A 20,953-nucleotide genomic window follows, 5' to 3' on the forward strand; every position below is an offset into this window, starting at 1 on the left:
CGTCCCGGCACACACCGGGACGGCCGTCTCGTCGTTCAGTCGTGGTACGCCAGCTCGCCGGCGCGCAGCGGCACGTCGACCCGGTTCTCCGGCGGCGCCAGCGGGCAGGCCCAGCGGTCGTCGTAGGCACAGCTCGGGTTGTAGAGGTAGTTGGCGTCCAGCCGGACCCGGTTACCGGGCAGCACCTCGACGCCCCGGCCGAAGGTGCCCTTCACCGTGTCGGTGAGGTACCGCCCTCCCCCGTAGCTGTCCCGCCCGCAGGTGCTGTCGCGCAGCGGAACGAACAGCCCGCCCCCGTACGCCTCGATCCACCACAGGGTCAGCGGTCCCCACGGCGTCTCGGCCACCGCGACCCGCCGGTACGCGACCACCCCGTCCGGGCCACCGGTGTCGATGCGCAACTCACCGCTGGCCGGGCGCAGGGGTGCCTCGACGACCGCCTCGGGGTTGGGCGGGAAGTAGCGCACCCCGGCGAAGTCGGGTCGTTCCGCCACCGGGATCGGGCTCTGCGGGTGGTTGGCGAAGAGCTCGTCGCGGCCGGCGCGGAAGCCGGCCAGGTCGACGTCGGACAGGTACAGCCGGGCCACCCGCTCCCGCCAGTCGGCCAACTCCAGATCATCCACACCACCGAGCCTATGCCGTGGGCTGAGGCACCTCAGCGCGACGGCCAGTTGGTGAGGACGGCGTCGAGGGCGTCCAGGGTGCGCGACCAGGAGTCGTCGGTGGGTCGCGGGGTGTGCCGGAAGCCGCCGGTCTTCTCCAGGCTGACGAACCCGTGGAACGTGCTGTGCATCATCCGCACCGCGTCGGTCTGGTCCGGCTCGGCGAGCTGGTAGCCGCGCAGGATCGCCCGGGTCATCTCGGCGTGCCGGACTCCCGCGCTCGCGGCGGCCGTCTCCGGGTCGAGGTCGATCTGCATGGCCGCGTACCGGCCCGGGTGCTCTCGCGCGTAGTCGCGGTACGCGTTGCCGAACGCGACGAGCGCGTCCTTGCCGGCCCGGCCGGCGAGCGCGGCGGCGACCCGGTCGGCCAGCTCCGCCAGCGCCAGCAGGGCCATTCTGATCCGTAGCTCGTGCGCGTTCTTGAGGTGGAAGTACAGGCTCGCGTCCTTGACCCCGAAGTGGCGGGCGAGGGCGGCGACTGTGACGTTCTCCAGGCCCACCTGGTCGGCCAGCTCGGCCGCGGCCAGCGTCAGACGCTCGGCGGTCACCCCGGCACGTGCCATGCAGCACACCCCCAACCTATCCCTAATAATCGCTTGCCTAGGAGAGCTAGGCTACTACCTATGTTGGCCCTGACCGAATCCGCCATCCGCGCGTCCTTCGTCAATTGCAGTCGAGGCGAGGCGAAGCGGCTGACCGTACCCAACGATCTTGAATTGCGTCCGTGGGACGACCTCGACTTCCTCGGCTGGCGGGACCCGTCCGCACCGCAGCGGGCCTACCTGGTCGCCGAGACCGACGGCAAGCTGGCCGGGGTGGTGCTGCGGGCCGCGACGCACCAGACGGGGCGCGTGCGGCACAGCATGTGCTCGTTCTGCCTGACCACGCACCTGGGCGGCGGCGTCTCGTTGATGACCGCCCCCAAGGCCGGCCCGAGCGGGCGGCAGGGCGATTCCGTGGGCACCTACCTGTGCTCCGACCTGGCCTGCTCGCTCTACCTACGGGGCAAGAAGCACGCCGGGCCTCCCGCGCCCGAGCCGCTGCCCCTGCCGGAGAGGATCGACCGCGTCCGGAGCGCCCTCGCGACGTTCCTCCGCAAGGTCACCGACTGACGGGTCGAGGCGAACGGCGCGGCCGGGGCCGAAGCGTGTTCGGACCCCGGCCCTCCCGCGGTCAGCGGTCGGTGGCCAGGCGGGCGTGCAGGTGCTCGTCGTAGCGGCGGCCGTCGCCGTAGCGGTACGACTCGCGCAGCGTGCCCTCGGCCGGGTAGCCGGCCCGCTCGGCGACCCGGCAGGACGCCGGGTTGGCCACCGCGTGACACAACTCCACCCGATGCAGCCCGAGGTCCGCGAACGCCCAGTCGGTGAGCCGGACGACGGCGCGGACCGCCACCTGACGCCCTCGTGCCGCGGGCACCGTCCAGTAGCCGATGGACGCGTCGCCGTCGTGGATGCGGTGCAGTGACACCGAGCCGAGCAGGTCGCCGTCGGCCGACGTGGTGACCGCGAACGAGGCGTGACCGCCGGTGGACCAGTCGGCCCGGCGACGCACCCACAGCAGCGCGACCTCGTCGTCGATCGGGCCGCCGCCCTGCGGGTTCCACTGGGCGATCGCCGGGTCCCGGAGGGCGTCGCGCACCGCCGGGGCGTCCTCGTCCCGCCAGGGGCGCAGCAACAGGTCGGCGGCGCAGAGCTCCACGTGTTCCACGAGGCCGGAGTCTGGCACATCCTGCGGCCTGCGCGCCGCTCGTTTCGCGCAGGTTTATTTCAAAGCTGCACGAACCGACGATCAGGCACGGGGAAGTGACCTATACAACGCTCAAACGACGTTATTTAAATTTTGAAAGAGTGCTACCGTCGTGGACATGACCGAGAGCCTGGACAGCACCCGAGAGGCCGCCTGGCGCGCCTACATCGAGGCCAGCCAGCGTCTCTACACCCAGTTGGAAGAAGAACTGCGGGTCGCCAGCGACCTCAGCTTCGCCGACTACCACGTGCTGGTCCTGCTCTCCGAGGCACCCGGGCAGCGGCTACGGATGGGCGAGCTGGCCAGTCGGTTGATCTTCTCGCCCAGCCGCCTCACCTACCAGGTCTCCTCCATGCAGCGTCGTGGCCTGGTCAGCAAGGAACCCTGCCCGGACGACCGGCGCGGCAGCGAGGCGGTCCTCACCGCCGCCGGGCTGCTCGCCCTGCGGGAAGCCGCACCACACCATCTGGCGTCGGTGCGTACCCATCTCATGGACGACCTCGACGATGCCGAGGTCGCCTGCCTCACCCGGGTCTTCGACCGGCTCGGCGAGCGCCTTCGGGCATCGCGGGCCAGCTCGACCACCCCCGCCTCACGCTAGGAGTCTCGACATGCCCGCGATCACCGTCGACAACGTTCTCGTCCTTCCCCGCCTGCCCCAGCTCGACGAGGCCACCACGATCCGCCCGGTCCGCACGGTGACCACGGCGCCCAGCGGCTTCGAGGGTGAGGGCTTCCCGGTCCGTCGCGCCTTCGCCGGGGTGTCGACCACCGACCTGGACCCGTTCATCCACCTCGACCAGATGGGCGAGGTCGACTACGCGCCGGGTGAGCCCAAGGGCACCCCGTGGCACCCGCACCGCGGCTTCGAGACCGTCACGTACATCATCGACGGCGTCTTCGACCACCAGGACTCCAACGGCGGTGGCGGGACCATCACCGACGGCGACACCCAGTGGATGACGGCCGGCAGCGGTCTGCTGCACATCGAGGCGCCGCCGGAGCACCTGGTGGTGAGCGGCGGGCTCTTCCACGGCACCCAGCTGTGGGTCAACCTGCCCCGCTCGGCGAAGATGAACCCGCCCCGCTACCAGGACATCCGGGGTCGGGAGTCGGCGCTGCTCACCACGCCCGACGGTGGCGCGCTGATCCGGGTCATCGCCGGCGAGGTCGCCGGGCACCGCGGCCCGGGTTCGACCTTCACCCCGATCACCATCACCCACGTCACCGTGCAGCCGGGCGCGCAGGTCGACCTGCCCTGGCGGCCCGACTTCAACGCCCTGGTGTACGTGCTGGGCGGTCGCGGCACGGTCGGCGCCGACCGGCGGCCGGTGCGGACCGGCCAGCTCGCGGTGCACGGCCCGGGTGACGCGCTGCGGTTCAGCGCCGACACCTCGCAGGACAGCAACACGCCGGCACTGGACCTCTACATCATGGGTGGTCAGCCCATCCGGGAGCCGGTGGCACAGTACGGCCCGTTCGTGATGAACACCCGGGACGAGCTGCTCAAGGCGTTCGAGGACTTCCAGGCCGGCCGCCTCGGCGTGATCCCCACCGAACGGATCCCGCACACCGGCGGCCAGGGCACCCGACCCTGACCACCGTCGAGCGCTGAGGACGGCGCCGACGCCTCCGGTTCAGCCCGGGGGCGTCGGCGCCACCTCAGGAGACCGCGAATATCCCGGCAACACCCAGAATCACCATCACCAACACCGCTACCAGCGCACCCCGTTCGCTCTCCACCGCCGGCTCGCGGTTCTCGGTCACGGGATTCGTCGTGTCGCGGGGCATGGTGTGGCCTCCTCGGCTGTCGTCGCGTCGCTGTCGATGGCGTTGGCCAGGTCACCGGTCCGGGGACCTGACGTGCGGACCCGCGTCGGGGGTCCTACGGTGAGGACGTTGCCGACCTCCAGGGGGGCTGGACGGTGCCGTTGCAGGACTGGTTTCTCACTGCTGAGGAACGCGCCAACCCGGTCTCTGGCATACCCGTCTGGACCACGGGAAACCTCGCCGAGCCGTTGATTCACGGTGCGGCGTACTTCGACCGACTGGTCGACGAGGTCGAGGCCCTGGGCGCGGGCGACCACCTGTTCTTCACCGACTGGCGGGGTGACCCGGACCAGCGGCTGCGACCGGACGGCCCGACAGTCGCCCAGCTCTTCGCGCAGGCCGCGCAGCGCGGTGTGGTGGTCAAGGGGTTGATCTGGCGCTCACACCTCGACGTGCTGGCGTACAGCGAGGCGGAGAACCGCGACCTCAGCGAGACGATCTCGGCCGCCGGCGGCGAGGTGCTGCTGGACCAACGCGTCCGGCGCGGCGGCTCGCACCACCAGAAGCTCGTGGTGCTGCGGCACCTGGAGGCACCCGATCGGGACGTCGCCTTCGCCGGCGGGATCGACCTGTGCCACAGCCGCCGCGACGACGCCGCGCACCACGGCGATCCGCAACCGGTGCAGATGTCCCCCCGGTACGGCCCCAACCCGCCCTGGCACGACGTACAGCTCGCGGTGCGCGGTCCGGTGGTCGGCGCGTTGGACACCCTGTTCCGGGAACGCTGGACCGACCCGATGCCGCTGGACTCGGAGAACCCGATGGCCTACCTGCGGGACCGGCTGCGCGGCTCGGACCTGCGCCCCGACCCGCTGCCCGAGCAACCGGCCGATCCGCCGCCCTGCGGTCCGCACCAGATCCAGGTGCTGCGCACCTATCCCGCCGTCCGTCCGCGCTACTCGTTCGCGCCCGACGGCGAGCGGACCGTGGCCCGGGGTTACACCAAGGCGGTGCGCCGGGCCCGCCGGCTGATCTACCTGGAGGACCAGTACCTCTGGTCGGCCGAGGTCGCGGACCTGTTCGCGCACGCGCTGCGGGACAACCCGGAGCTGCACCTGGTCGCCGTCGTCCCCCGCCACCCGGACGTGGACGGCAGGCTGGCGTTGCCGCCGAACATGGTGGGGCGCGAGCAGGCGCTGTCACTGTGTGAGCGGGCCGCACCGGACCGGGTGCACGTGTTCGACGTGGAGAACCACGCCGGTGACCCGGTCTACGTGCACGCGAAGGTCTGTGTGGTCGACGACGTCTGGGCCAGCGTGGGCAGTGACAACTTCAACCGGCGGTCCTGGACGCACGACAGCGAGTTGTCCTGCGCGGTGCTCGACGAGACACCGGACCAGCGCGAGCCCACCGACCCGGCCGGGCGGGGTGACGGCGCGCGCGGCTTCGCCCGGGACCTGCGCCTGCGGTTGTGGCGCGAGCACCTGGACCGTGACCCGGACGGCGCGGACGACGCCGACCTGCTGGACCCGGCGGACGCCGTCGCGGCCGTCACGGCCGCCGCCGACGCGCTGCAACGGTGGTACGACGGCGGCCAGGTCGGGGAACGCCCACCGGGGCGGCTGCGCCCGCACCGCCCCGAGCGGCTGCCGTGGTACACGCGAGCCTGGGCGCTGCCGGTGTACCGGCTGGTCTACGACCCGGACGGCAGGCCGCTACGGGCGAGGCTGGCCGGCACCTGGTGAAGCGGTCGGGCCGGCTCCGGCGCGGCCACCGCGTGCACGTTCAGCCCGCCCGGGTAGGCGAACGACGAGCGTGGTGAGTAGTAGCCGAAGCCGATGGTCAGTGGGTTGTCCGGGCGCAGCGCGTACATCGGGTGGCCGGGCTGGAGGAACTCCACCGACTCGATCTCGAACGGGGCGACCGGCTCGGCGACGAACGGGTAGGCCGAGCTGACCAGCTGGCCGTCGCGCCGGGTGAAGTAGCGGTGGTGCCCGCTGCTGATCGCGTGCCCGGTCTCCCCCACCCGACACCGGGCCCGGATCAGCGGCGTTCCGTCGATCTCCGTCTCGGAGAGCAGGTCCTCGCCGTTCACGTCGATGTGGGTGCGCCCGGCGAGCACCGGGGCACCGCGCGCGACGGCGTACTCACGGACCCGCCGGCTGGAGGCCACGTAGTGGGTCCACCAGCCGCCGGCGTTGAGGCCCCCGGGCGCGTCGACGCCCAACAGCGAGACGCCGAGATAGGTCAGCGAGTATGCGCCGAAGCCGGAGGTCTGCGTCTCGTCGTCGACGACGTACTGGTTGAGGAAGACCTGCCGGTCGGGCCGGGGGGAGAGCCCCGGAGGGACCAGCGCGGCGACCGCGTCAGGATCGGCCGGCAGCCAGCTGAAGTAGAGGGTGCGACTGTTCACGACAAGCTGGGGAGCGGCTGGATCGAGCACGGTGCCTCCGAACCGGGTGTGTACCCGCGACGCTACGGCCGGTCCCGCCGGCGGAACAACGACGGATAGTCGACACTCCTGGTGACTTGTCGGATTTCGTGTTGACCAGTCGTCGAGGCCCATGAGCCGATCGGCCGGACCGGTCGCCCGACCGGTCAGCGGTCGACAGCCGGATCAGCGGGTAAGGATGCTCACAAGGACTCCGACTTCCGCACCATTTGCCCGGTTTGTCATTGGACACACCTTAAGTACATCAACCTTTCGGCTAGATTTCCGGGAGACGATCAGGTTAAGGTGACTCCCGAACGGCCTATTGGAAGCTAAACCAAAGCGTCACACCTTTTTGTCCGCGGACGAGGTGCAGGGAGGACCACCCATGACCGCGCCAACGATCACCGAGCAGCCGAGCGCCCCCGTCAAGGCCACCACCAAGCTCGACCCGCGCGCTCTCACCGACAGCGCTGCCGACCTGCTCAACGCGATGGCGGCGCTGCCCGCCAACCACCCGTCGCGCGCCGCGCTGCGGGACCGGGCGATCGAGGCCTGGCTGCCGCTCGCCAACCACCTGGCCCACCGCTACAGCGGGCGCGGCGAGCCCAACGACGACCTGGCGCAGACCGCCGCGATCGGTCTGATCAAGGCCATCGACAAGTTCGACCCCGAGCGCGGTGTCGACTTCGCCGGTTACGCGATCCCCACCATCATCGGTGAGCTCAAGCGGCACTTCCGGGACCGCACCTGGGACATCCGGGTGCCCCGCCGGCTCCAGGAGCTGCGGCTGGCCATCTCCGACGCCAACAGCTCGCTCCTGCAGACCCTCGGCCGCTCGCCGACGGTCGCCGACATCGCCGCTCACCTCAAGCTCACCGAGGAAGAGGTGCTGGAGGGCCTGGAGGGCGCTCGCGCGTACAACGCGGTGTCGCTGTCCACCCCGACCGGTGACGGCGAGCGCGCCACCGAGCTGGGCGACATGCTCGGCGGCGAGGACAACGAGTTCGAGCTGGCGGAGCTGCGGGTCGCCCTCGGCCCGGCGCTGGCCACCCTCGACGAGCGCGAGCAGAAGATCCTCACGCTGCGTTTCTACGGCAACCTGACCCAGTCGCAGATCGCCGACCAGATCGGTGTCTCGCAGATGCACGTCTCGCGGCTGCTGACCCGGGCGCTGACCAAGCTGCGCGGCCAGCTCGACGGCACCTACTGACCGGTTGACACAGTGGAGGGCCGGGTCCTTGAGACCCGGCCCTCCACTGTGTCCCGTACTGTCACGTGAGCGTGACAGTGTGACCACCGGACGTGCGGCTCATGTCGCCCGACCAGCTCAGTCCCCGACCGGCTCCCGCCACATCGGCCAGAACGGCGTGCCGTCGGGCACCCGGAACGGTTCGCCGGCCAGATAGCCGTGCTTCGCGTACAGGTCCCGGCTGCGCGGGCTGCTCGCCTCCAGGTACGCCGGCATCCCGTTGGCGTCCAGCCAGGCGTGGTGGTGGCGCATCAGCGCGCTCCCCAACCCCTGACCCTGCCGGTCGGGCCGGGTCGCCAGAAAGGCGAGGTGGTGGTGGTCCGGGTGCGGGTGGTTCGCCGCGAACAGCTCGTCGAGGTGCTGGAACCGGTCGGTCCACTCGCCGCAGGCGGCGGCCAGTCGGGCGTCGTACTCCGCGGGCGGCGGCGCCGGCTCACCGACCGACGGAAACCAGACCGCTACCGAGGCCCGGTCCTCGGTGGCGTGGACCATGCCGTGCCGCATCGCGTGCTCGACCAGGATCTCGAAGTCCCCGGCCAGCACGGCCTCCCGCTTGCTCGCGTCGGGGACCAGCCAGTACGTCACCTCCAGGACGGTGAACGCCTCGGCGATCCGGGCCGCCACGAGTGAGGACTCCTGCGGCCCGAGCCGCTCGATGACCACGCTCATCGGTTCACCTCCACGGCGACCGGCGCCTCCGGCCTGGTGACGGCCGCGGCGCTCGCCGCGCCCAGGCCGATCCGGGCGTACGTGTCCGGGCGGCTGCTGCGCAGCAGCAGGGCCCAACCGATGCCCAGCAGGGCAGCCACCGGGTACGCGGCGGGCAGCGCCCACCGCAGCGGGGAGTCCGGCTCTACGCCGAGCAGGTTGGCGAAGTTCGACACGGCCAACCAGATGATCACGAAGAGCGCGATGGTGGCCAGGCCGGGCGCGATGGCCCGTCGCCAGAGGTTCTCGCCGCTGGCGGAGCGGGCGAAGTAGGCGATCACCGCCACCGAGGTGGTGGCGATCAGCAGCAGGACGCCGAAGCCGCCCGTGGTGCCGACCCAGAAGAACAGCTGCACCACCGGCTCCCAGCCGTTGACCGCGTACAGCGCGATGACGAGCAGCCCGAGGACGCTCTGCGCCACCGACGCGGCCCGCGGCGCTCCGGTGCGGGCCGAGGTCTTTCCGAACACCGCCGGCAGCACCCGCTCCCGACCGAGCGCGAACGTGTACCGGGCCGTGGTGTTGTGGAACGAGATCATCGCGGCCAGCACCGAGGTCAGGAAGAGCACCTGCCCGATGGTGACCATCGTGTCGCCGAGCTGCGCGCCGGCCAGGTTGAAGATCAGCTCGACGCCCTGCGTACCGGCCTCGGCGACGATCTGGTCCTGCCCGACGGCGACCGTCATGCTCCAGGACGACAGCGCGTACAGCCCGGCGATGATCGCCACCGAGAGGTAGGTGGCCAGTGGCACCGTCCGCTTCGGGTCCTTGCTCTCCTCGCTGAAGACCACCGCCGACTCGAAGCCGACGAAGCCGAGGACGGCCAGCACCAGCACCGCGCCGACGCCCGACACGAAGAGGTTGTCCGGCGAGAACGAGGCGAAGCTGACCTGACCGTCGGCCGGGTTGCCAAGCTGCCCCAGGTCGAAGACGAGGACCACCACGACCTCGGCGACCAGCAACGCGGCCAGAACCATGCCGTTGAGGTCGACCCGGAGCAGGCCGAGCAGGCCGACCAACGCCCACGCCACCAGGGCCACGACGGCCCAGTGGGGGTGCCCGCCGAACAGCCGGTCGAGCACCGGCTGGGCCGCCGCGCCGATGGTGCCGTACAGCCCGACCTGGAGCGCGTTGTACGCGATCAGCGCGACCCAGGCCGCGCCCACGCCGGCCGGTCGGCCGAGCCCCCGGGAGATGTAGGCGTAGAAGGCGCCCGCGTTCTCCACCCGGCGCGACATCGCCACGTAGCCCACCGAGAAGAGGGCGAGGACCGCCGCGATCAGCAGGAAGGCCAGCGGGATTCCGGTCACCCCGATGACGCCGTAGCCGGTGGTGACGACGCCTGCCACCACGGTCAACGGCGCGGCGGCGGAGAGCACGAAGAAGATGACCGACGGGATGCCGAGGCGACCTCGGGCCAGGGCTTCGGAGACGTTGCTGGGTCGTTCGACTGTCGATGTCGGGGGCATACGACTACTCCGATCGTCGAGGGGGGAGGGTTGGGGGTTACCGGAGGGGGATCACGGGATGCCGCGCAGCACGGCGGCGCCGACGGCGGCCTCGGTGTGCCCGACGAGTTCCTTGAGCGGGGCCGGCAGCGCGGGGATGAGGACGTTCAGCCGGTGGTGCGCCCGAGGGCCGGCGCTCCACAGCACCTCGCGGGTCAGCCCGGCGGCCACGACCAGGCCGAGCAGCAGGGCGTCCGGCACGCCGGGTGGATCCGGCCGGTCCAGTAGGGCCCGGAGGCGGGTGGCCGGCCAGGCCACCGCGTTGAGGTCGATCGGCAGGTAGCTGACCGTGGTACGCAGCAGTCGGCGGCTCTCCTGGCGGCGCAGCACCCCGGCGCGGGCCAGCCGTTCTCCCACCGACGCCGTGGCGCTCTGCGCCAGGAAACTCAGCCAGGTGCGCAGCTCCCGGTGTTGGGACTCGCCGATCAACTGGTCCAGCACCGTGTGCGCCAGGGCGTCGGCTGGCGGACGCCGGTCGATGACGGTGACCTGGCCGGCCGTGACCGTTATGTGTCCGTAGAGGATCAGTTCGCCGAGGAGCCCACCGGCCAGCCCGAGCCCGGTCGCCGCCGGGTGCAGTTTCGCCTTACCACGACTGTCGTTGTGGGCGATCAGGAAGAACTCGTCGGCGATGAGCAACGGTCCTCCCGACAGGTGTGTCCACAGTGTTCGCAACCGGGAAAGGATGCACCGACAGCTACTGCAACGCAACTCCCAGATTTGAAAGTTGCACTCCGTGCATCTGCGACCTGCGGATCTTGTCGTGGCAGACTCGGACGGTGACCGCCACCCCCACCGTCCGACCCGCCGCCAGCCCGACCGTGCGGCGTCGCCGCATCGCCCGGGAGCTCCGCCAGCTACGGGAACGCGCGGGCATGACCCTCGATGTGGCCGCCCGTCAGCTCGACATGTCGAAGAGCAACCTGTCCCGGATCGAGACCGCGCAGATCGGCATCAAACCGCGCGACGTCCGGGCCGCTCTCGCGCTGTACCAGGTGACCGGTTCGGATGCCGAGGCGCTGATCGAGATCGCCCGGGGGGCACAGCAGCGCGGCTGGTGGCAGAACTACAGCGACGTCCTCCCCGAGTGGTTCGAGTTCTACGTCGGGCTGGAGGCCGAGGCGGCGGCGCTGCGCACGTACGAGGCCGAGTCGGTGCCCGGACTGCTGCAGACCGAGGCGTACGCCCGGGAGATCTTCCGGCGCACCGCCGGCGAGGACGGGCTGGAGCGCAAGATCGCCGCCCGGCTGCGCCGGCAGGAGGTGCTGCGCCGCGAGGACCCGGTCGTGCTGTCGGTGATCCTCAACGAGGCGGTGCTCCTGCGCCCGGTCGGCGGCACCGCGGTGATGGCCGAGCAACTGGTCCACATGAGCCAGGTCGCGCAGCTACCCAACGTGACAATCCAGGTACTGCCCTTCACCGCTGGCGGGCATCCCGCGATGAGTACCCCGTACGTGATCCTCAACTTCGCCGAGGCCGCCGACGCGTCAGTGGTTTACCTGGATAACCTCACGATGGGGCTGGCTCTGGAAGAAGCCGATCATGTGCTCGGGTATAGCCTTCTGCACGAGGAGCTGTGCCGGATGGCGCTCGATCCGGCGGCGTCGTTGACCCGTCTTGAGCATGCTTCTCGTAACTTTGCGTGACCGCTTCTGCGGCACGCCGACGCAGACGAGAGGTACCGCGGATGACGGCGTACGACCTGACCCGAGCGGACTGGCGCACCAGCACGCGCAGCAGTGGCAACGGCAACTGCGTGGAGGTCGCGACAGTCGACGGTCAGATCGCCGTTCGGGACAGCAAGGACCGCTCCGGCCCGGTGCTCGCCTTCGGTACGACGGCCTGGCGGGCCTTCGTGCTCGGCGTCGACGAGGTCCGTCGCTCCTGACGCACCCGTCCCGGTGCGAGACTGGGCCGTGCTCTCCGACGTGACCCTTGACCTGCCGGTCCGCCCGGTGCTGCCGACGCTGGTCGCGGCACTCGACGCGGCCGGCGCCGGTGTGCTGGTGGCGCCACCGGGCACCGGCAAGACCACCCTCGCGCCGCTGGCCGTGGCCGACCGGGTGACCGGTCGGGTGGTGATCGCCCAACCCCGCCGGGTGGCGGCCCGTGCCGCTGCCCGGCGTATGGCCGAGCTGCTCGGCGAGCGGGTCGGTGAGCGGGTCGGCTACGCGGTACGCGGCGAGCGCCGGGTCGGCCCGACCACCCGGATCGAGGTGGTCACCACCGGTCTGCTGGTCCGTCGGCTGCACCACGACCCGGAGTTGCCCGGCACGGGTGCGGTGCTGCTCGACGAGTGCCACGAACGCCAACTCGACGCCGACCTCGCGCTGGCCTTCACAGTGGAGGCGCGCGCCACCCTGCGGCCGGACCTGTGGCTGCTGGCGATGTCGGCGACCCCGGACACCGACCGGTTCGCCGCGCTGCTGGGCGGACCCACCCCGGCACCTGTGGTGCGGGCCGACTCGGCGTTGCACCCGGTGGAACGGATCTGGGTCCCCCCGGCGCGCCCGATCGCCCCACCCGGGGCCGGGCCGGTGGACCGGGCCCTGCTCGACCACGTGGCCGCCACCGTCCGGCGGGCGCTGCGCGAGCACGACGGCGACGTGCTCGTCTTCCTGCCCGGGGCCGGTGAGATCGCGGCGGTCACCGGCCGGCTGGCCGACCTGCGGCACGCTGTCGCGCTGCTGCCGCTGCACGGCCGTCAACGCGGTGCCGAACAGGACGCCGCGCTGCGTCGCGGGGAGCGACGGCGAGTCGTGCTGGCCACCGCGCTGGCCGAGACCAGTCTGACCGTTCCGGGCGTGCGGATCGTGGTGGACGCCGGGCTGTCCCGGGTGCCCCGGATCGACCTGGCCCGCGGGCTGGGCGCGCTGGTCACCGTGCCGGTCTCCCGCGCCGCCGCCACCCAGCGGGCCGGCCGGGCCGGTCGGGAGGCGCCCGGTCACGTCTACCGCTGCTGGTCGGCGGCGACCCACGAGCGGCTGCCCGCCCGCGCCGAGCCGGAGATCGCCACCGCCGACCTGACCGGCTTCGCGTTGGAGCTGGCGGCCTGGGGTCGACCGGACGGTGTCGGGCTCGCGTTGCCCGACGCGCCGCCGGCCGCCGCGATGTCGGTGGCCCGGGACACCCTGGAAACCCTGGGCGCTGTCGACGTCGACGGTCGGATCACGACGCGGGGGCGGTCGATCGCCGCCGCCGGAGCGCACCCGCGGCTGGCCCGGGCGCTGCTCGACGGCGCCGGCCGGGTCGGCGCCGACCGGGCCGCCGAGGTGGTCGCCCTGCTGGCCGAGGAGAGCACGGCCGGCCCCGGTGACGATCTGGTCGCCGGTTGGCGTCGGCTGCGCACCGGCGTGGACGCCGGCGCGACCGCCCGTTGGCGCACCGAGGTACGCCGGCTGCGGGCCGCGCTGCCCGTCGACGCCCCGGCGAAGGGCCGCACCGACGCCACCGGCCCGGGTGGACTGAGCGACGACCTCGCCGCCGGGCTGCTCGTCGGTCTGGCGTACCCGGAACGGTTGGCCCGGGTGCGGCGGCCGGGCGGCTCGGCGTACCTGATGACCGGCGGGACCGCCGCGGAGCTGGCCGCCGGCTCGGGGCTGGCCGGGTCCGACTGGCTGGCGGTGGCGGTCGCGGACCGCACGCCCGGCGCACCGTCGGCACGCATTCGCCGGGCCTCCCCGGTGGACGAGGCGACGGCCCGGGAGGCGGCCGGTCCGCTGCTGCGCACCGGCCGCGAGGTCGGCTGGTCGGACGGGGACGTGGTGGCCCGGGAGGTGACCCGGCTGGGCGCGATCGAGCTGGTCCAGCGGCGGTTGGACCGGCCGGACCGGGCGGAGGTGGCCGCCGCGCTGCTGACCGGCCTGCGCCAGGACGGGCTGGGGCTGTTGCCCTGGACGCCGGCGGCGCGGGCGCTGCGCGAGCGGCTCGCGTTTCTCCGGCACCACCTGGGCGAGCCGTGGCCGGAGGTTGGCGACGACTCGTTGCTCGACGCCGCACCGACCTGGCTGGGCCCGGAGCTGGCCGCCGCGCGACGCCGGACCGACCTGGCGCGGGTGGACGTGCCGTCGGCGCTGCGTCGGTTGCTGCCCTGGGCGCAGGCCGCCCGCCTCGACGAGCTGGCCCCGGAGCGGATCGAGGTGCCGAGTGGTTCTCGAATCCGGCTGGACTACGGCGACCCCGCCGCGCCGGTGCTCGCCGTGAAGCTCCAGGAGACGTTCGGCTGGCCGGCGGCCCCCCGCATCGCCGACGGTCGGGTGCCGGTGCTGTTGCACCTGCTCTCCCCCGCCGGTCGGCCGGTGGCGGTCACCGCCGATCTGGCGTCGTTCTGGCGTACCGGTTATCCGCAGGTCCGCTCCGAGCTGCGCGGACGCTATCCCCGGCACCCGTGGCCGGAGGATCCGGGAACGGCGAAACCGACCCGGCACGCCGCGCCCCGTCGGCGCTGAGCGGCGGTCTACTCCTCGACGACGTCGGCCACCACGACTGTGACGTTGTCCGGCGCGCCGGCGTGCAGGGCCAGGTCGATCAGCTTGGCGGCGCAGGCGTCCCGGTCCGGATAGCCGCTGAGCACCTCGGTGAGGGTGTCCGGGCGAACCACGTTGGAGAGGCCGTCGCTGCACAGCAGCCACCGGTCGCCGGCCCGGGGCACCATCGTCGCGTACGACGGGGAGACCTCGTCACCCTGCAACGCCTGGGTGACCACGGCCCGGCGCGGGTGGCTGCTGGCCTGGTCGGCGGTGATCACGCCCTGATCCACAAGCATCTGGACGAACGTGTCGTCCCGGGTGACCTGCTTGAGCACACCCTCGCGGAACAGGTAGGCCCGGGAGTCGCCGACGTGCGCGAGCGCCAGGCAGCTGCCGGTACGGGCGAAGAGCAGGGCGGTCAGCGTGGTGCCCATGCCCTGGCGCTCGGGATCCTCGGCGACCGCCTGCCGGATCCGCGAGGTGGCCAGCGCGATGCCGCCCTCGAGCGCGGCCACCAGGGCGTCCTCGGGTGTCTCCACGTCCAGCGGGGCGACCGCGTCGATGGTGAGGGCGCTGGCCAGGTCGCCGGCGGCCATTCCGCCCATGCCGTCGGCGACGGCGACGAGCCAGGTGCCGGCGTGCAGGGCGTCCTGGTTTCCGCTGCGGATCAGCCCACGGTCGCTCGTTCCCACGGAACGCAGCTTCAGGGTCATGGGTGGCAGCCTGCCAGGCGAAGGGCGCAGTTGTCTCTAGGAGATCAGGACGACGGCGCGTGGCGCGGCCAATCTCACGTCCGGGTGGCGGCGCTCGGAGGGTGCCGCTCGGGCTGGCCGCCCTCGTCGGACGCCGAAACCCATCCAACCGGATCAATTGACAGGGCGTGCCGGCACTGGAAACATCGAGCAGACACCTGGGAGCGCTCCCAGAATTTTCCCAGCTCGTGCCACCACCACTGTCCCGCTTCCCGTCCCGGAAGGACTCCCGTGACGCCATCCCGACGCCGCCTCCTGCTGGCTGCGGCGACCACTCTGGCCCTCACCGGCGCGGGCGCCGGCGCGGCCCACGCCGACCCACCACCGGACGCCCCCGAGCAGATCGACAACGGCGACTTCAGCGAGGGGGTGAGCCCCTGGTTCTCCTTCGGCACCGGCGCGCTGGCGGTCACCGACGGCCAGCTCTGCACCACTGTCGCGGGCGGGCTGGCCAATCCATGGGACGCCGGCATCGGCCAGGACGGCGTGCCGCTGATCGCCGGTGCCGAATACACCCTCGGCTTCGACGTCTCCGCCACTCCCGGCGCCGCGGTCAAGGCCGTGTTGCAGCTCGGCAGCGCCCCGTACACCACGTACGCGGCCGTGGACGCCACCGCCACCGCCACCCTCCAGCGGGTCGAGCAGACCTTCACCGTTCCGGACGACAACCCCAACGCTCAGCTGATCTTCCAGGTCGGCGGGGCCGCCCAGGCGCAGACCATCTGCCTGGACGACGTCTCGCTGCGCGGCGGCGAACCGCCCGAGCCGTACGTGCCGGACACCGGGCCACGGGTGCGCGTCAACCAGGTCGGCTACCTGCCCGGTGGCCCGAAGAACGCCACTGTCGTCACCGAGGCCACCACGGCGCTGCCCTGGCAGCTGCGCAACGCCACCGGAACCGTCGTGGCCAGTGGCACCACCACCGCCCGCGGCGTCGACGCCGCCTCCGGGCAGAACGTGCAGACTGTCGACTTCTCCAGCTACCGCACCCCCGGCACCGGGCTCACGCTCACCGTCGACGGTGAGACCAGCCACCCGTTCGACATCTCCGGCGCCCTCTACGACCAGCTGCGCTCCGACTCGTTGCAGTTCTTCTACGCCCAGCGCAGCGGCATCGCCATCGACGGTGACCTGATCGGCGACGAGTACGCCCGGCCCGCCGGTCACCTCGGCGTGGCACCCAACCAGGGCGACACCAATGTGCCCTGCCAGCCGGGTGTCTGCGACTACTCCCTCGACGTGCGCGGCGGCTGGTACGACGCCGGCGACCACGGCAAGTACGTGGTCAACGGCGGCATCGCCACCTACCAGTTGTTGAACACCTTCGAGCGGACCAAGACGGCGGCCACCGCGAACGGCGGCGCCGAACTCGGCGACAGCACGCTGCGGGTGCCCGAGCGCGGCAACGCCGTGCCGGACATCCTCGACGAGGCCCGCTGGGAGCTGGAGTTCCTGCTGCGCATGCAGGTGCCCGCCGGCAAGCCGCTCGCCGGCATGGTCCACCACAAGATCCACGATCAGAACTGGACCGGGCTGCCGCTGTCCCCGCAGGACGACCCGCAGCCTCGCGAGCTGCACCCGCCGTCGACCGCGGCCACCCTCAACATGGCCGCCACCGCGGCCCAGTGCGCCCGACTCTTCGCCCCCTACGACGCGGCGTTCGCGACCCGCTGCGGCACTGCCGCGAAGACCGCCTACGCCGCGGCCAAGGCCCACCCGGCGGTGTACGCCAGCCCGACCGACGGCACCGGCGGCGGCGCGTACGACGACAGCAACGTCACCGACGAGTTCTACTGGGCGGCGGCCGAGCTGTACCTGACCACCGGGGCGCAGAACTACCTGGCCGACCTGACCGCGTCACCGCACCACACCGGGAACGTGTTCGACGCCCGGGGCTTCGGCTGGCAGAGCGTGGCCGCGTTGGGCCGCCTCGACCTGGCCACCGTGCCGAACGGTCTGCCCGCCGCCGATCTGGCCCGGGTTCGCGCCTCGGTCACGGCCGCCGCCGACACGTACCTCGCCGAGCTGCGCCGGCAGGCGTACGGGCTGCCGATGCCCGGAGACGCCAACAGCTACTTCTGGGGCGGCAACAGCAACGTCATCAACAACGCGGTGGTGCTGGCCACGGCCTTCGACCTGACCCGCAACGTCGCCTACCGTGACGGGGCCGTGCAGGCGATGGACTACATCCTCGGCCGCAACGCGCTCAACATCTCCTACGTCACCGGGTGGGGAGAGCACGCCGCGGAGAACCAGCACAGCCGGATCTTCGGCCACCAGCTCAACCCGAGCCTTCCCCGACCGCCCGCCGGCTCCCTCGCCGGTGGCCCGAACGCGGCCCTGCAGGACCCGTTCGTGGCGAAGCTGCTGGCCGGCTGCGAGCCGATGTTCTGCTACGTCGACGACATCAACTCGTACTCGACGAACGAGGTGGCGATCAACTGGAACTCGGCGCTGACCTGGATCGCCTCGTTCCTTGCCGACCAGGGTGACGCCGGCGCGGTGCCGGCCACCACCTGCACGGCGCGCTACACCAACTACGGCGCCTGGCAGGGCGGCACCGGGTTCACCGGGCAGCTGACCATCCAGAACACGGGCGCCACCGCCGTCAACGGCTGGAGCGTGCGCTTCGCGTTCACCGGTGACCAGCGGGTGCGCGAGGCGTGGCTGGCGAAGGTCACCCAGTCCGGTGCGACGGTGATCGCGCGCAACGAGTCGCACAACGCCAAGATCGCACCCGGCGGCAGTGTGATGTTCGGCTTCAACGCGACGACGGCCGGCGGCGCCAACCCGAGCCCCGGCCTGGTCACCGTCAACGGGGCAGCCTGCTCGCTGACCTGACCGACGTCCTGGTGGCCGCCCGGGGAAGGGCGGCCACCAGGACAGCGCGTTCCGCGCGGCCGGCGGGTCAACCGCCGGCCGCGTTGTGCTCGGCCACCAGGCCCGGGAGTTCGTCGAGCGAGTCGATCCGGAACAGGCACCGTTCGGCCACCGTGGAGGCGTCGAGGATGTGTCCCCACGGGCCGCGTCGGATCAGGCACGTCCTCATGCCCGCCTCCAGGGCCGGGCGCACGTCGTTGTCAGGCCGGTCACCGACGTACAGGATCGACGACGCGACACCACCGCCCGCGGCGACGACCCGCTCGAAGAACACCGGCGACGGCTTCGCCACACCCCACCCGTGCGACGTGCCGATCACGTCCACCGGAAGGTCGAGATCGCGCAGGGTCGCCGCCGCGTGAGCCGGCTGGTTGCCGGCCAGCCCCACGAACAGGCCCTGGTCCTTCAAGGACGTCAGGCATGCCCGCGCGTCCGGGTAGAGATCCTCCGCGCCGAACGACTCCGGCTGGCCGGCCGCCGCCCGGCGCTCCAGCTCGACGGCGAGGTCGAAGTCGGGCCGGAAGACCCGGAACGTCTCCTGATAGTCCAGACCCCGGGCGATCACCGCACCGAAGACCGCCGAGAAGGTGTGCCGGGGCACGCCGAGCCAGTCGGCCCAGGCAGCGAACTCGTGGGACTCGTCGAGGATCGTCCCACCAACATCGAAGATGACAGTCTTAATCATGTCCGTCCCCCGTCGACGCTCACACCGTCGGTGAAGCTTAGACGGGGTACGCGCAGCCGGCCGGCTTCGATGATCACTTGGTGGGTGGCCCGGAACAGCGGCGTCGGTGTGGCCTCGCCCAGGCCGGTTCGGGGCACGCCAGCAGGTGTCTACGGCTGGCGCTGTCGAGCTGATGACGTGAACGAATCACCGGCGAGCGGCAAAACCGTTGGAACGGACGCGCCGAGTGAGCCATGGTGACGCCATGGACGGCAGCGGGCTGGTTGACGATGATCTGGCTGGCGGCGATCTGACTGGCGCGGAGGGTCGGGTGTGGGCGGCGATGCCGGCCGGGTCCCGCGCCGCACTGTCCGGGCTTTCCGGCGCGGACCTGCGCAGTCTGCTGTTGAGCGTGGCTCGCGACCGAGCGGCGACAACGCGTCCGTCCGACGTGGTACGGCGGTGGCGCGAGGACCGCTTCGTCCGCCCGGCCCGCGCCGACCCGCGGGTGCTCGCGCTGGTGGAGGCCCGGATGTGGCAACTGCTGCCCGCCGACGTCGCCGGGGTGGAGCTGTCACCGGTCGTACCGGTCGGCACCTGCTCCGCTGTCGCCCCGGTCAGCGGAGATCGGCGACGGCGGCCTCACCGACTGGACCGCCCGGCTGGGCGGCGACGCGAAGGAACGCTGCCTCGTCTCCTGCCTCGCCACCGAACGTCTCGTCGACGCCACGAGCCGCTGAGCCAGGGGGCGCACGATCTGCAGGCCGGCTGTGACGGATGCCCCACCCGGTGGGGCATCGACATACGCCCGTCGCCTCTACGGTCGAGAGGTGGGCACCACGGCGCGGGTCGACGGCCGCTGGCGGTGGCTCTCGCCGCTGCCGCCGCCCGGTCGGCTGCGCACTCTGTCGCTGGCCACCCTCGCCAACACGGTCGGCACCGGGCTGTGGGTGACGGGCGCGGCGCTCTTCCTCACCCGCACGGTGGGGCTGACCCCGACCGAGGTGGGGCTCGGGCTCACTGTCGCCGGCCTGGTCGGGCTCACTGCCAGCGTGCCGCTCGGCGGGCTGGCGGACCGGCGTGACCCCCGGGGCCTGCGCGCCGTCCTGCAACTGGCGCAGGCGGTTGTCGCCGCCGCGTACCTGCTGGTCGGTTCTTTCCCGGTCTTCCTGCTGGTGGCCACACTGGATGCTCTGCTGATCTCCGGCAACCTCGCCGTCCGCGCCGCGCTGGTCGCGGCGGTGGGCGGCCCCGAGGGCCGGGTGCACGCCTTCGCCACCCTGCGCGCGGTGGCCAACCTGGGCGTGGCGCTCGGTTCGGGGCTGGCCGCGTTCGCGCTGGTGGCGGACACCGGGTGGGCGTACCGGCTGCTGGTGGTCGGCAACGTCGCCACCTATCTGGTGTCGGCGGCGCTGATCATGCGACTCCCGGCGTACCCGCCGGCCCGGCGGCCCCTGCGCCAGAGAGCCGGCCGGGCGTTGCGCGACGGGCCGTTCCTCGCGGTCTCGGGAGCCTCGGCGGTGCTCTCCGTGCACCAGGTGGCGTTGACGCTGGTACTGCCACTGTGGGTGGTGGCGCACACCGATGCGCCTCTGGTGACGGTCTCCGCCCTGCTGCTGGTCAACACGCTGCTCACCGTGCTGCTCGCCGTCCGGCTCAGCGGGAGCGCGCGGCACGCGGTGCCGGCGGCGGCGACCATGCGCCGGGCCGGGCTGGTGCTGGCGGCCGGGATGCTGCTCTGGGCCGCTACCGCTGTCGTGCCCACCGCGGTGGCGGTCGGCCTGCTGCTGGGGGCGACGGTGATCTACACAATGGGCGACCTGTGGCACGCCGGGGCCGGGGCGGCGCTGGCCTACGACCTCGCCGCCCCGGACGCCCTCGGTGCCTACCAAGGGGTCGACGGACTGCTCGCCGGGCTGGTCCGCGCGGCCGGCCCGGCCCTGCTGACCTGGTTGATCATCGACGGCGGCCCGGTCGGCTGGCTGGCGCTGGCGGGGTTGCTCGCGCTCACCGGCCTCGCCGTGCCGCCGCTCACCAGACGGGCCCTGGCCCACCACGCCGCACGCGCTGACCGCAGCGAGCGCGCCGGCCGGTCACCACACCCGGGCTGA

General features: G+C 72.2%; 20 protein-coding genes. 10 read left to right on the plus strand and 10 right to left on the minus strand.

Annotation, left to right across the window (positions count from 1 at the left end; all coding sequences use genetic code 11):
• Nucleotides 1-35: 35 nt before the first annotated feature.
• A complete protein-coding gene (locus ACZ6NZ_RS10590; RefSeq protein WP_465857735.1) occupies nucleotides 36-623 on the minus strand; it encodes a DUF1684 domain-containing protein in 588 nt (195 codons plus the stop codon).
• 32 nt (nucleotides 624-655) lie between these two features.
• Nucleotides 656-1,225, minus strand: a complete 570-nt coding sequence (locus ACZ6NZ_RS10595) for a TetR/AcrR family transcriptional regulator (RefSeq protein ID WP_366612449.1) — start codon at nucleotides 1,223-1,225, stop codon at nucleotides 656-658.
• A gap of 60 nt (nucleotides 1,226-1,285) precedes the next feature.
• Between ACZ6NZ_RS10595 and ACZ6NZ_RS10600 the strand changes: the two genes are divergently transcribed.
• Entirely contained in the window at nucleotides 1,286-1,774 is a 489-nt protein-coding gene (locus ACZ6NZ_RS10600) for an FBP domain-containing protein (RefSeq protein WP_366612450.1), read from the plus strand.
• 61 nt (nucleotides 1,775-1,835) lie between these two features.
• On the opposite strand, the gene ACZ6NZ_RS10605 is transcribed toward ACZ6NZ_RS10600, so the two are convergent.
• Nucleotides 1,836-2,369, minus strand: a complete 534-nt coding sequence (locus tag ACZ6NZ_RS10605) for a GNAT family N-acetyltransferase (protein ID WP_465857738.1) — start codon at nucleotides 2,367-2,369, stop codon at nucleotides 1,836-1,838.
• Nucleotides 2,370-2,526: 157 nt separating this feature from the next.
• Between ACZ6NZ_RS10605 and ACZ6NZ_RS10610 the strand changes: the two genes are divergently transcribed.
• Both ACZ6NZ_RS10610 and ACZ6NZ_RS10615 read left to right on the plus strand, forming a co-directional pair.
• Nucleotides 2,527-3,009 (plus strand): MarR family winged helix-turn-helix transcriptional regulator, encoded by a 483-nt coding sequence (locus ACZ6NZ_RS10610; protein WP_366612452.1) that lies wholly within the window; start codon nucleotides 2,527-2,529, stop codon nucleotides 3,007-3,009.
• Between the two features lie 10 nt (nucleotides 3,010-3,019).
• Nucleotides 3,020-4,006, plus strand: a complete 987-nt coding sequence (locus ACZ6NZ_RS10615) for a pirin family protein (RefSeq protein ID WP_465857740.1) — start codon at nucleotides 3,020-3,022, stop codon at nucleotides 4,004-4,006.
• A 64-nt stretch (nucleotides 4,007-4,070) separates the two neighbouring features.
• On the opposite strand, the gene ACZ6NZ_RS10620 is transcribed toward ACZ6NZ_RS10615, so the two are convergent.
• A complete protein-coding gene (locus ACZ6NZ_RS10620) occupies nucleotides 4,071-4,199 on the minus strand; it encodes a hypothetical protein (RefSeq protein WP_256441970.1) in 129 nt (42 codons plus the stop codon).
• Between the two features lie 134 nt (nucleotides 4,200-4,333).
• On the opposite strand from ACZ6NZ_RS10620, the gene ACZ6NZ_RS10625 reads away from it, so the two are divergent.
• Nucleotides 4,334-5,923 (plus strand): phospholipase D family protein, encoded by a 1,590-nt coding sequence (locus ACZ6NZ_RS10625; RefSeq protein ID WP_465857743.1) that lies wholly within the window; start codon nucleotides 4,334-4,336, stop codon nucleotides 5,921-5,923.
• Here the strand turns inward: ACZ6NZ_RS10625 and ACZ6NZ_RS10630 are convergent.
• A complete protein-coding gene (locus ACZ6NZ_RS10630) occupies nucleotides 5,872-6,621 on the minus strand; it encodes an acetoacetate decarboxylase family protein (RefSeq protein ID WP_366612455.1) in 750 nt (249 codons plus the stop codon). The genes ACZ6NZ_RS10625 and ACZ6NZ_RS10630 overlap by 52 nt on opposite strands.
• 376 nt (nucleotides 6,622-6,997) lie before the next feature.
• On the opposite strand from ACZ6NZ_RS10630, the gene ACZ6NZ_RS10635 reads away from it, so the two are divergent.
• Entirely contained in the window at nucleotides 6,998-7,822 is an 825-nt protein-coding gene (locus tag ACZ6NZ_RS10635; protein WP_366612456.1) for a SigB/SigF/SigG family RNA polymerase sigma factor, read from the plus strand.
• A 117-nt stretch (nucleotides 7,823-7,939) separates the two neighbouring features.
• Here ACZ6NZ_RS10635 and ACZ6NZ_RS10640 read toward each other — a convergent pair whose 3' ends face one another.
• The 3 genes from ACZ6NZ_RS10640 to ACZ6NZ_RS10650 are packed head-to-tail and all read right to left on the minus strand — an operon-like array spanning nucleotide 7,940 to nucleotide 10,716.
• The gene (locus ACZ6NZ_RS10640; protein WP_366612457.1) at nucleotides 7,940-8,530 is read right to left on the minus strand and encodes a GNAT family N-acetyltransferase; all 591 of its coding nucleotides are present in this window, start codon (nucleotides 8,528-8,530) and stop codon (nucleotides 7,940-7,942) included.
• The gene (locus ACZ6NZ_RS10645) at nucleotides 8,527-10,038 is read right to left on the minus strand and encodes an APC family permease (RefSeq protein WP_366612458.1); all 1,512 of its coding nucleotides are present in this window, start codon (nucleotides 10,036-10,038) and stop codon (nucleotides 8,527-8,529) included. The genes ACZ6NZ_RS10640 and ACZ6NZ_RS10645 overlap by 4 nt, the downstream gene beginning before the upstream one ends.
• 51 nt (nucleotides 10,039-10,089) lie before the next feature.
• Nucleotides 10,090-10,716 carry a GOLPH3/VPS74 family protein gene (locus ACZ6NZ_RS10650; protein WP_465858408.1) on the minus strand — a complete coding sequence of 209 codons (627 nt, stop codon included), beginning with the start codon at nucleotides 10,714-10,716 and terminating at the stop codon, nucleotides 10,090-10,092.
• Between the two features lie 182 nt (nucleotides 10,717-10,898).
• Between ACZ6NZ_RS10650 and ACZ6NZ_RS10655 the strand changes: the two genes are divergently transcribed.
• From ACZ6NZ_RS10655 to hrpB, 3 genes are read left to right on the plus strand one after another with little or no spacing between them, the layout of a single operon-like run.
• Complete coding sequence (locus ACZ6NZ_RS10655; protein ID WP_366612512.1) at nucleotides 10,899-11,723, plus strand: helix-turn-helix domain-containing protein; 825 nt, start codon at nucleotides 10,899-10,901, stop codon at nucleotides 11,721-11,723.
• Between the two features lie 41 nt (nucleotides 11,724-11,764).
• On the plus strand, nucleotides 11,765-11,965 hold the full coding sequence (locus ACZ6NZ_RS10660; protein WP_465857747.1) for a DUF397 domain-containing protein: 201 nt from the start codon (nucleotides 11,765-11,767) through the stop codon (nucleotides 11,963-11,965).
• A 28-nt stretch (nucleotides 11,966-11,993) separates the two neighbouring features.
• Entirely contained in the window at nucleotides 11,994-14,525 is a 2,532-nt protein-coding gene (gene hrpB / locus ACZ6NZ_RS10665; RefSeq protein ID WP_465858409.1) for an ATP-dependent helicase HrpB, read from the plus strand.
• 8 nt (nucleotides 14,526-14,533) lie between these two features.
• Here hrpB and ACZ6NZ_RS10670 read toward each other — a convergent pair whose 3' ends face one another.
• Nucleotides 14,534-15,259, minus strand: a complete 726-nt coding sequence (locus ACZ6NZ_RS10670) for a PP2C family protein-serine/threonine phosphatase (protein WP_112583436.1) — start codon at nucleotides 15,257-15,259, stop codon at nucleotides 14,534-14,536.
• Between the two features lie 270 nt (nucleotides 15,260-15,529).
• Between ACZ6NZ_RS10670 and ACZ6NZ_RS10675 the strand changes: the two genes are divergently transcribed.
• On the plus strand, nucleotides 15,530-18,139 hold the full coding sequence (locus ACZ6NZ_RS10675; protein ID WP_465857750.1) for a glycoside hydrolase family 9 protein: 2,610 nt from the start codon (nucleotides 15,530-15,532) through the stop codon (nucleotides 18,137-18,139).
• A gap of 67 nt (nucleotides 18,140-18,206) precedes the next feature.
• Here ACZ6NZ_RS10675 and ACZ6NZ_RS10680 read toward each other — a convergent pair whose 3' ends face one another.
• Nucleotides 18,207-18,863 carry an HAD family hydrolase gene (locus tag ACZ6NZ_RS10680; RefSeq protein WP_465857752.1) on the minus strand — a complete coding sequence of 219 codons (657 nt, stop codon included), beginning with the start codon at nucleotides 18,861-18,863 and terminating at the stop codon, nucleotides 18,207-18,209.
• An 809-nt stretch (nucleotides 18,864-19,672) separates the two neighbouring features.
• Here ACZ6NZ_RS10680 and ACZ6NZ_RS10685 point away from each other — a divergent pair.
• The gene (locus tag ACZ6NZ_RS10685; RefSeq protein ID WP_465857754.1) at nucleotides 19,673-20,953 is read left to right on the plus strand and encodes an MFS transporter; all 1,281 of its coding nucleotides are present in this window, start codon (nucleotides 19,673-19,675) and stop codon (nucleotides 20,951-20,953) included.

It is taken from the genome of Micromonospora sp. NPDC047756 (assembly GCF_055587245.1).

Coding starts and splice junctions, on each gene's coding strand:
- ACZ6NZ_RS10595 (WP_366612449.1), bottom strand. CDS start 1,225: ATGGCACGTGCCGGGGTGACCGCCGAGCGTCTGACGCTGGCCGCGGCC.
- ACZ6NZ_RS10600 (WP_366612450.1), top strand. CDS start 1,286: ATGTTGGCCCTGACCGAATCCGCCATCCGCGCGTCCTTCGTCAATTGC.
- ACZ6NZ_RS10610 (WP_366612452.1), top strand. CDS start 2,527: ATGACCGAGAGCCTGGACAGCACCCGAGAGGCCGCCTGGCGCGCCTAC.
- ACZ6NZ_RS10615 (WP_465857740.1), top strand. CDS start 3,020: ATGCCCGCGATCACCGTCGACAACGTTCTCGTCCTTCCCCGCCTGCCC.
- ACZ6NZ_RS10620 (WP_256441970.1), bottom strand. CDS start 4,199: ATGCCCCGCGACACGACGAATCCCGTGACCGAGAACCGCGAGCCGGCG.
- ACZ6NZ_RS10635 (WP_366612456.1), top strand. CDS start 6,998: ATGACCGCGCCAACGATCACCGAGCAGCCGAGCGCCCCCGTCAAGGCC.
- ACZ6NZ_RS10640 (WP_366612457.1), bottom strand. CDS start 8,530: ATGAGCGTGGTCATCGAGCGGCTCGGGCCGCAGGAGTCCTCACTCGTG.
- ACZ6NZ_RS10645 (WP_366612458.1), bottom strand. CDS start 10,038: ATGCCCCCGACATCGACAGTCGAACGACCCAGCAACGTCTCCGAAGCC.
- ACZ6NZ_RS10660 (WP_465857747.1), top strand. CDS start 11,765: ATGACGGCGTACGACCTGACCCGAGCGGACTGGCGCACCAGCACGCGC.
- ACZ6NZ_RS10670 (WP_112583436.1), bottom strand. CDS start 15,259: ATGACCCTGAAGCTGCGTTCCGTGGGAACGAGCGACCGTGGGCTGATC.
- ACZ6NZ_RS10680 (WP_465857752.1), bottom strand. CDS start 18,863: ATGATTAAGACTGTCATCTTCGATGTTGGTGGGACGATCCTCGACGAG.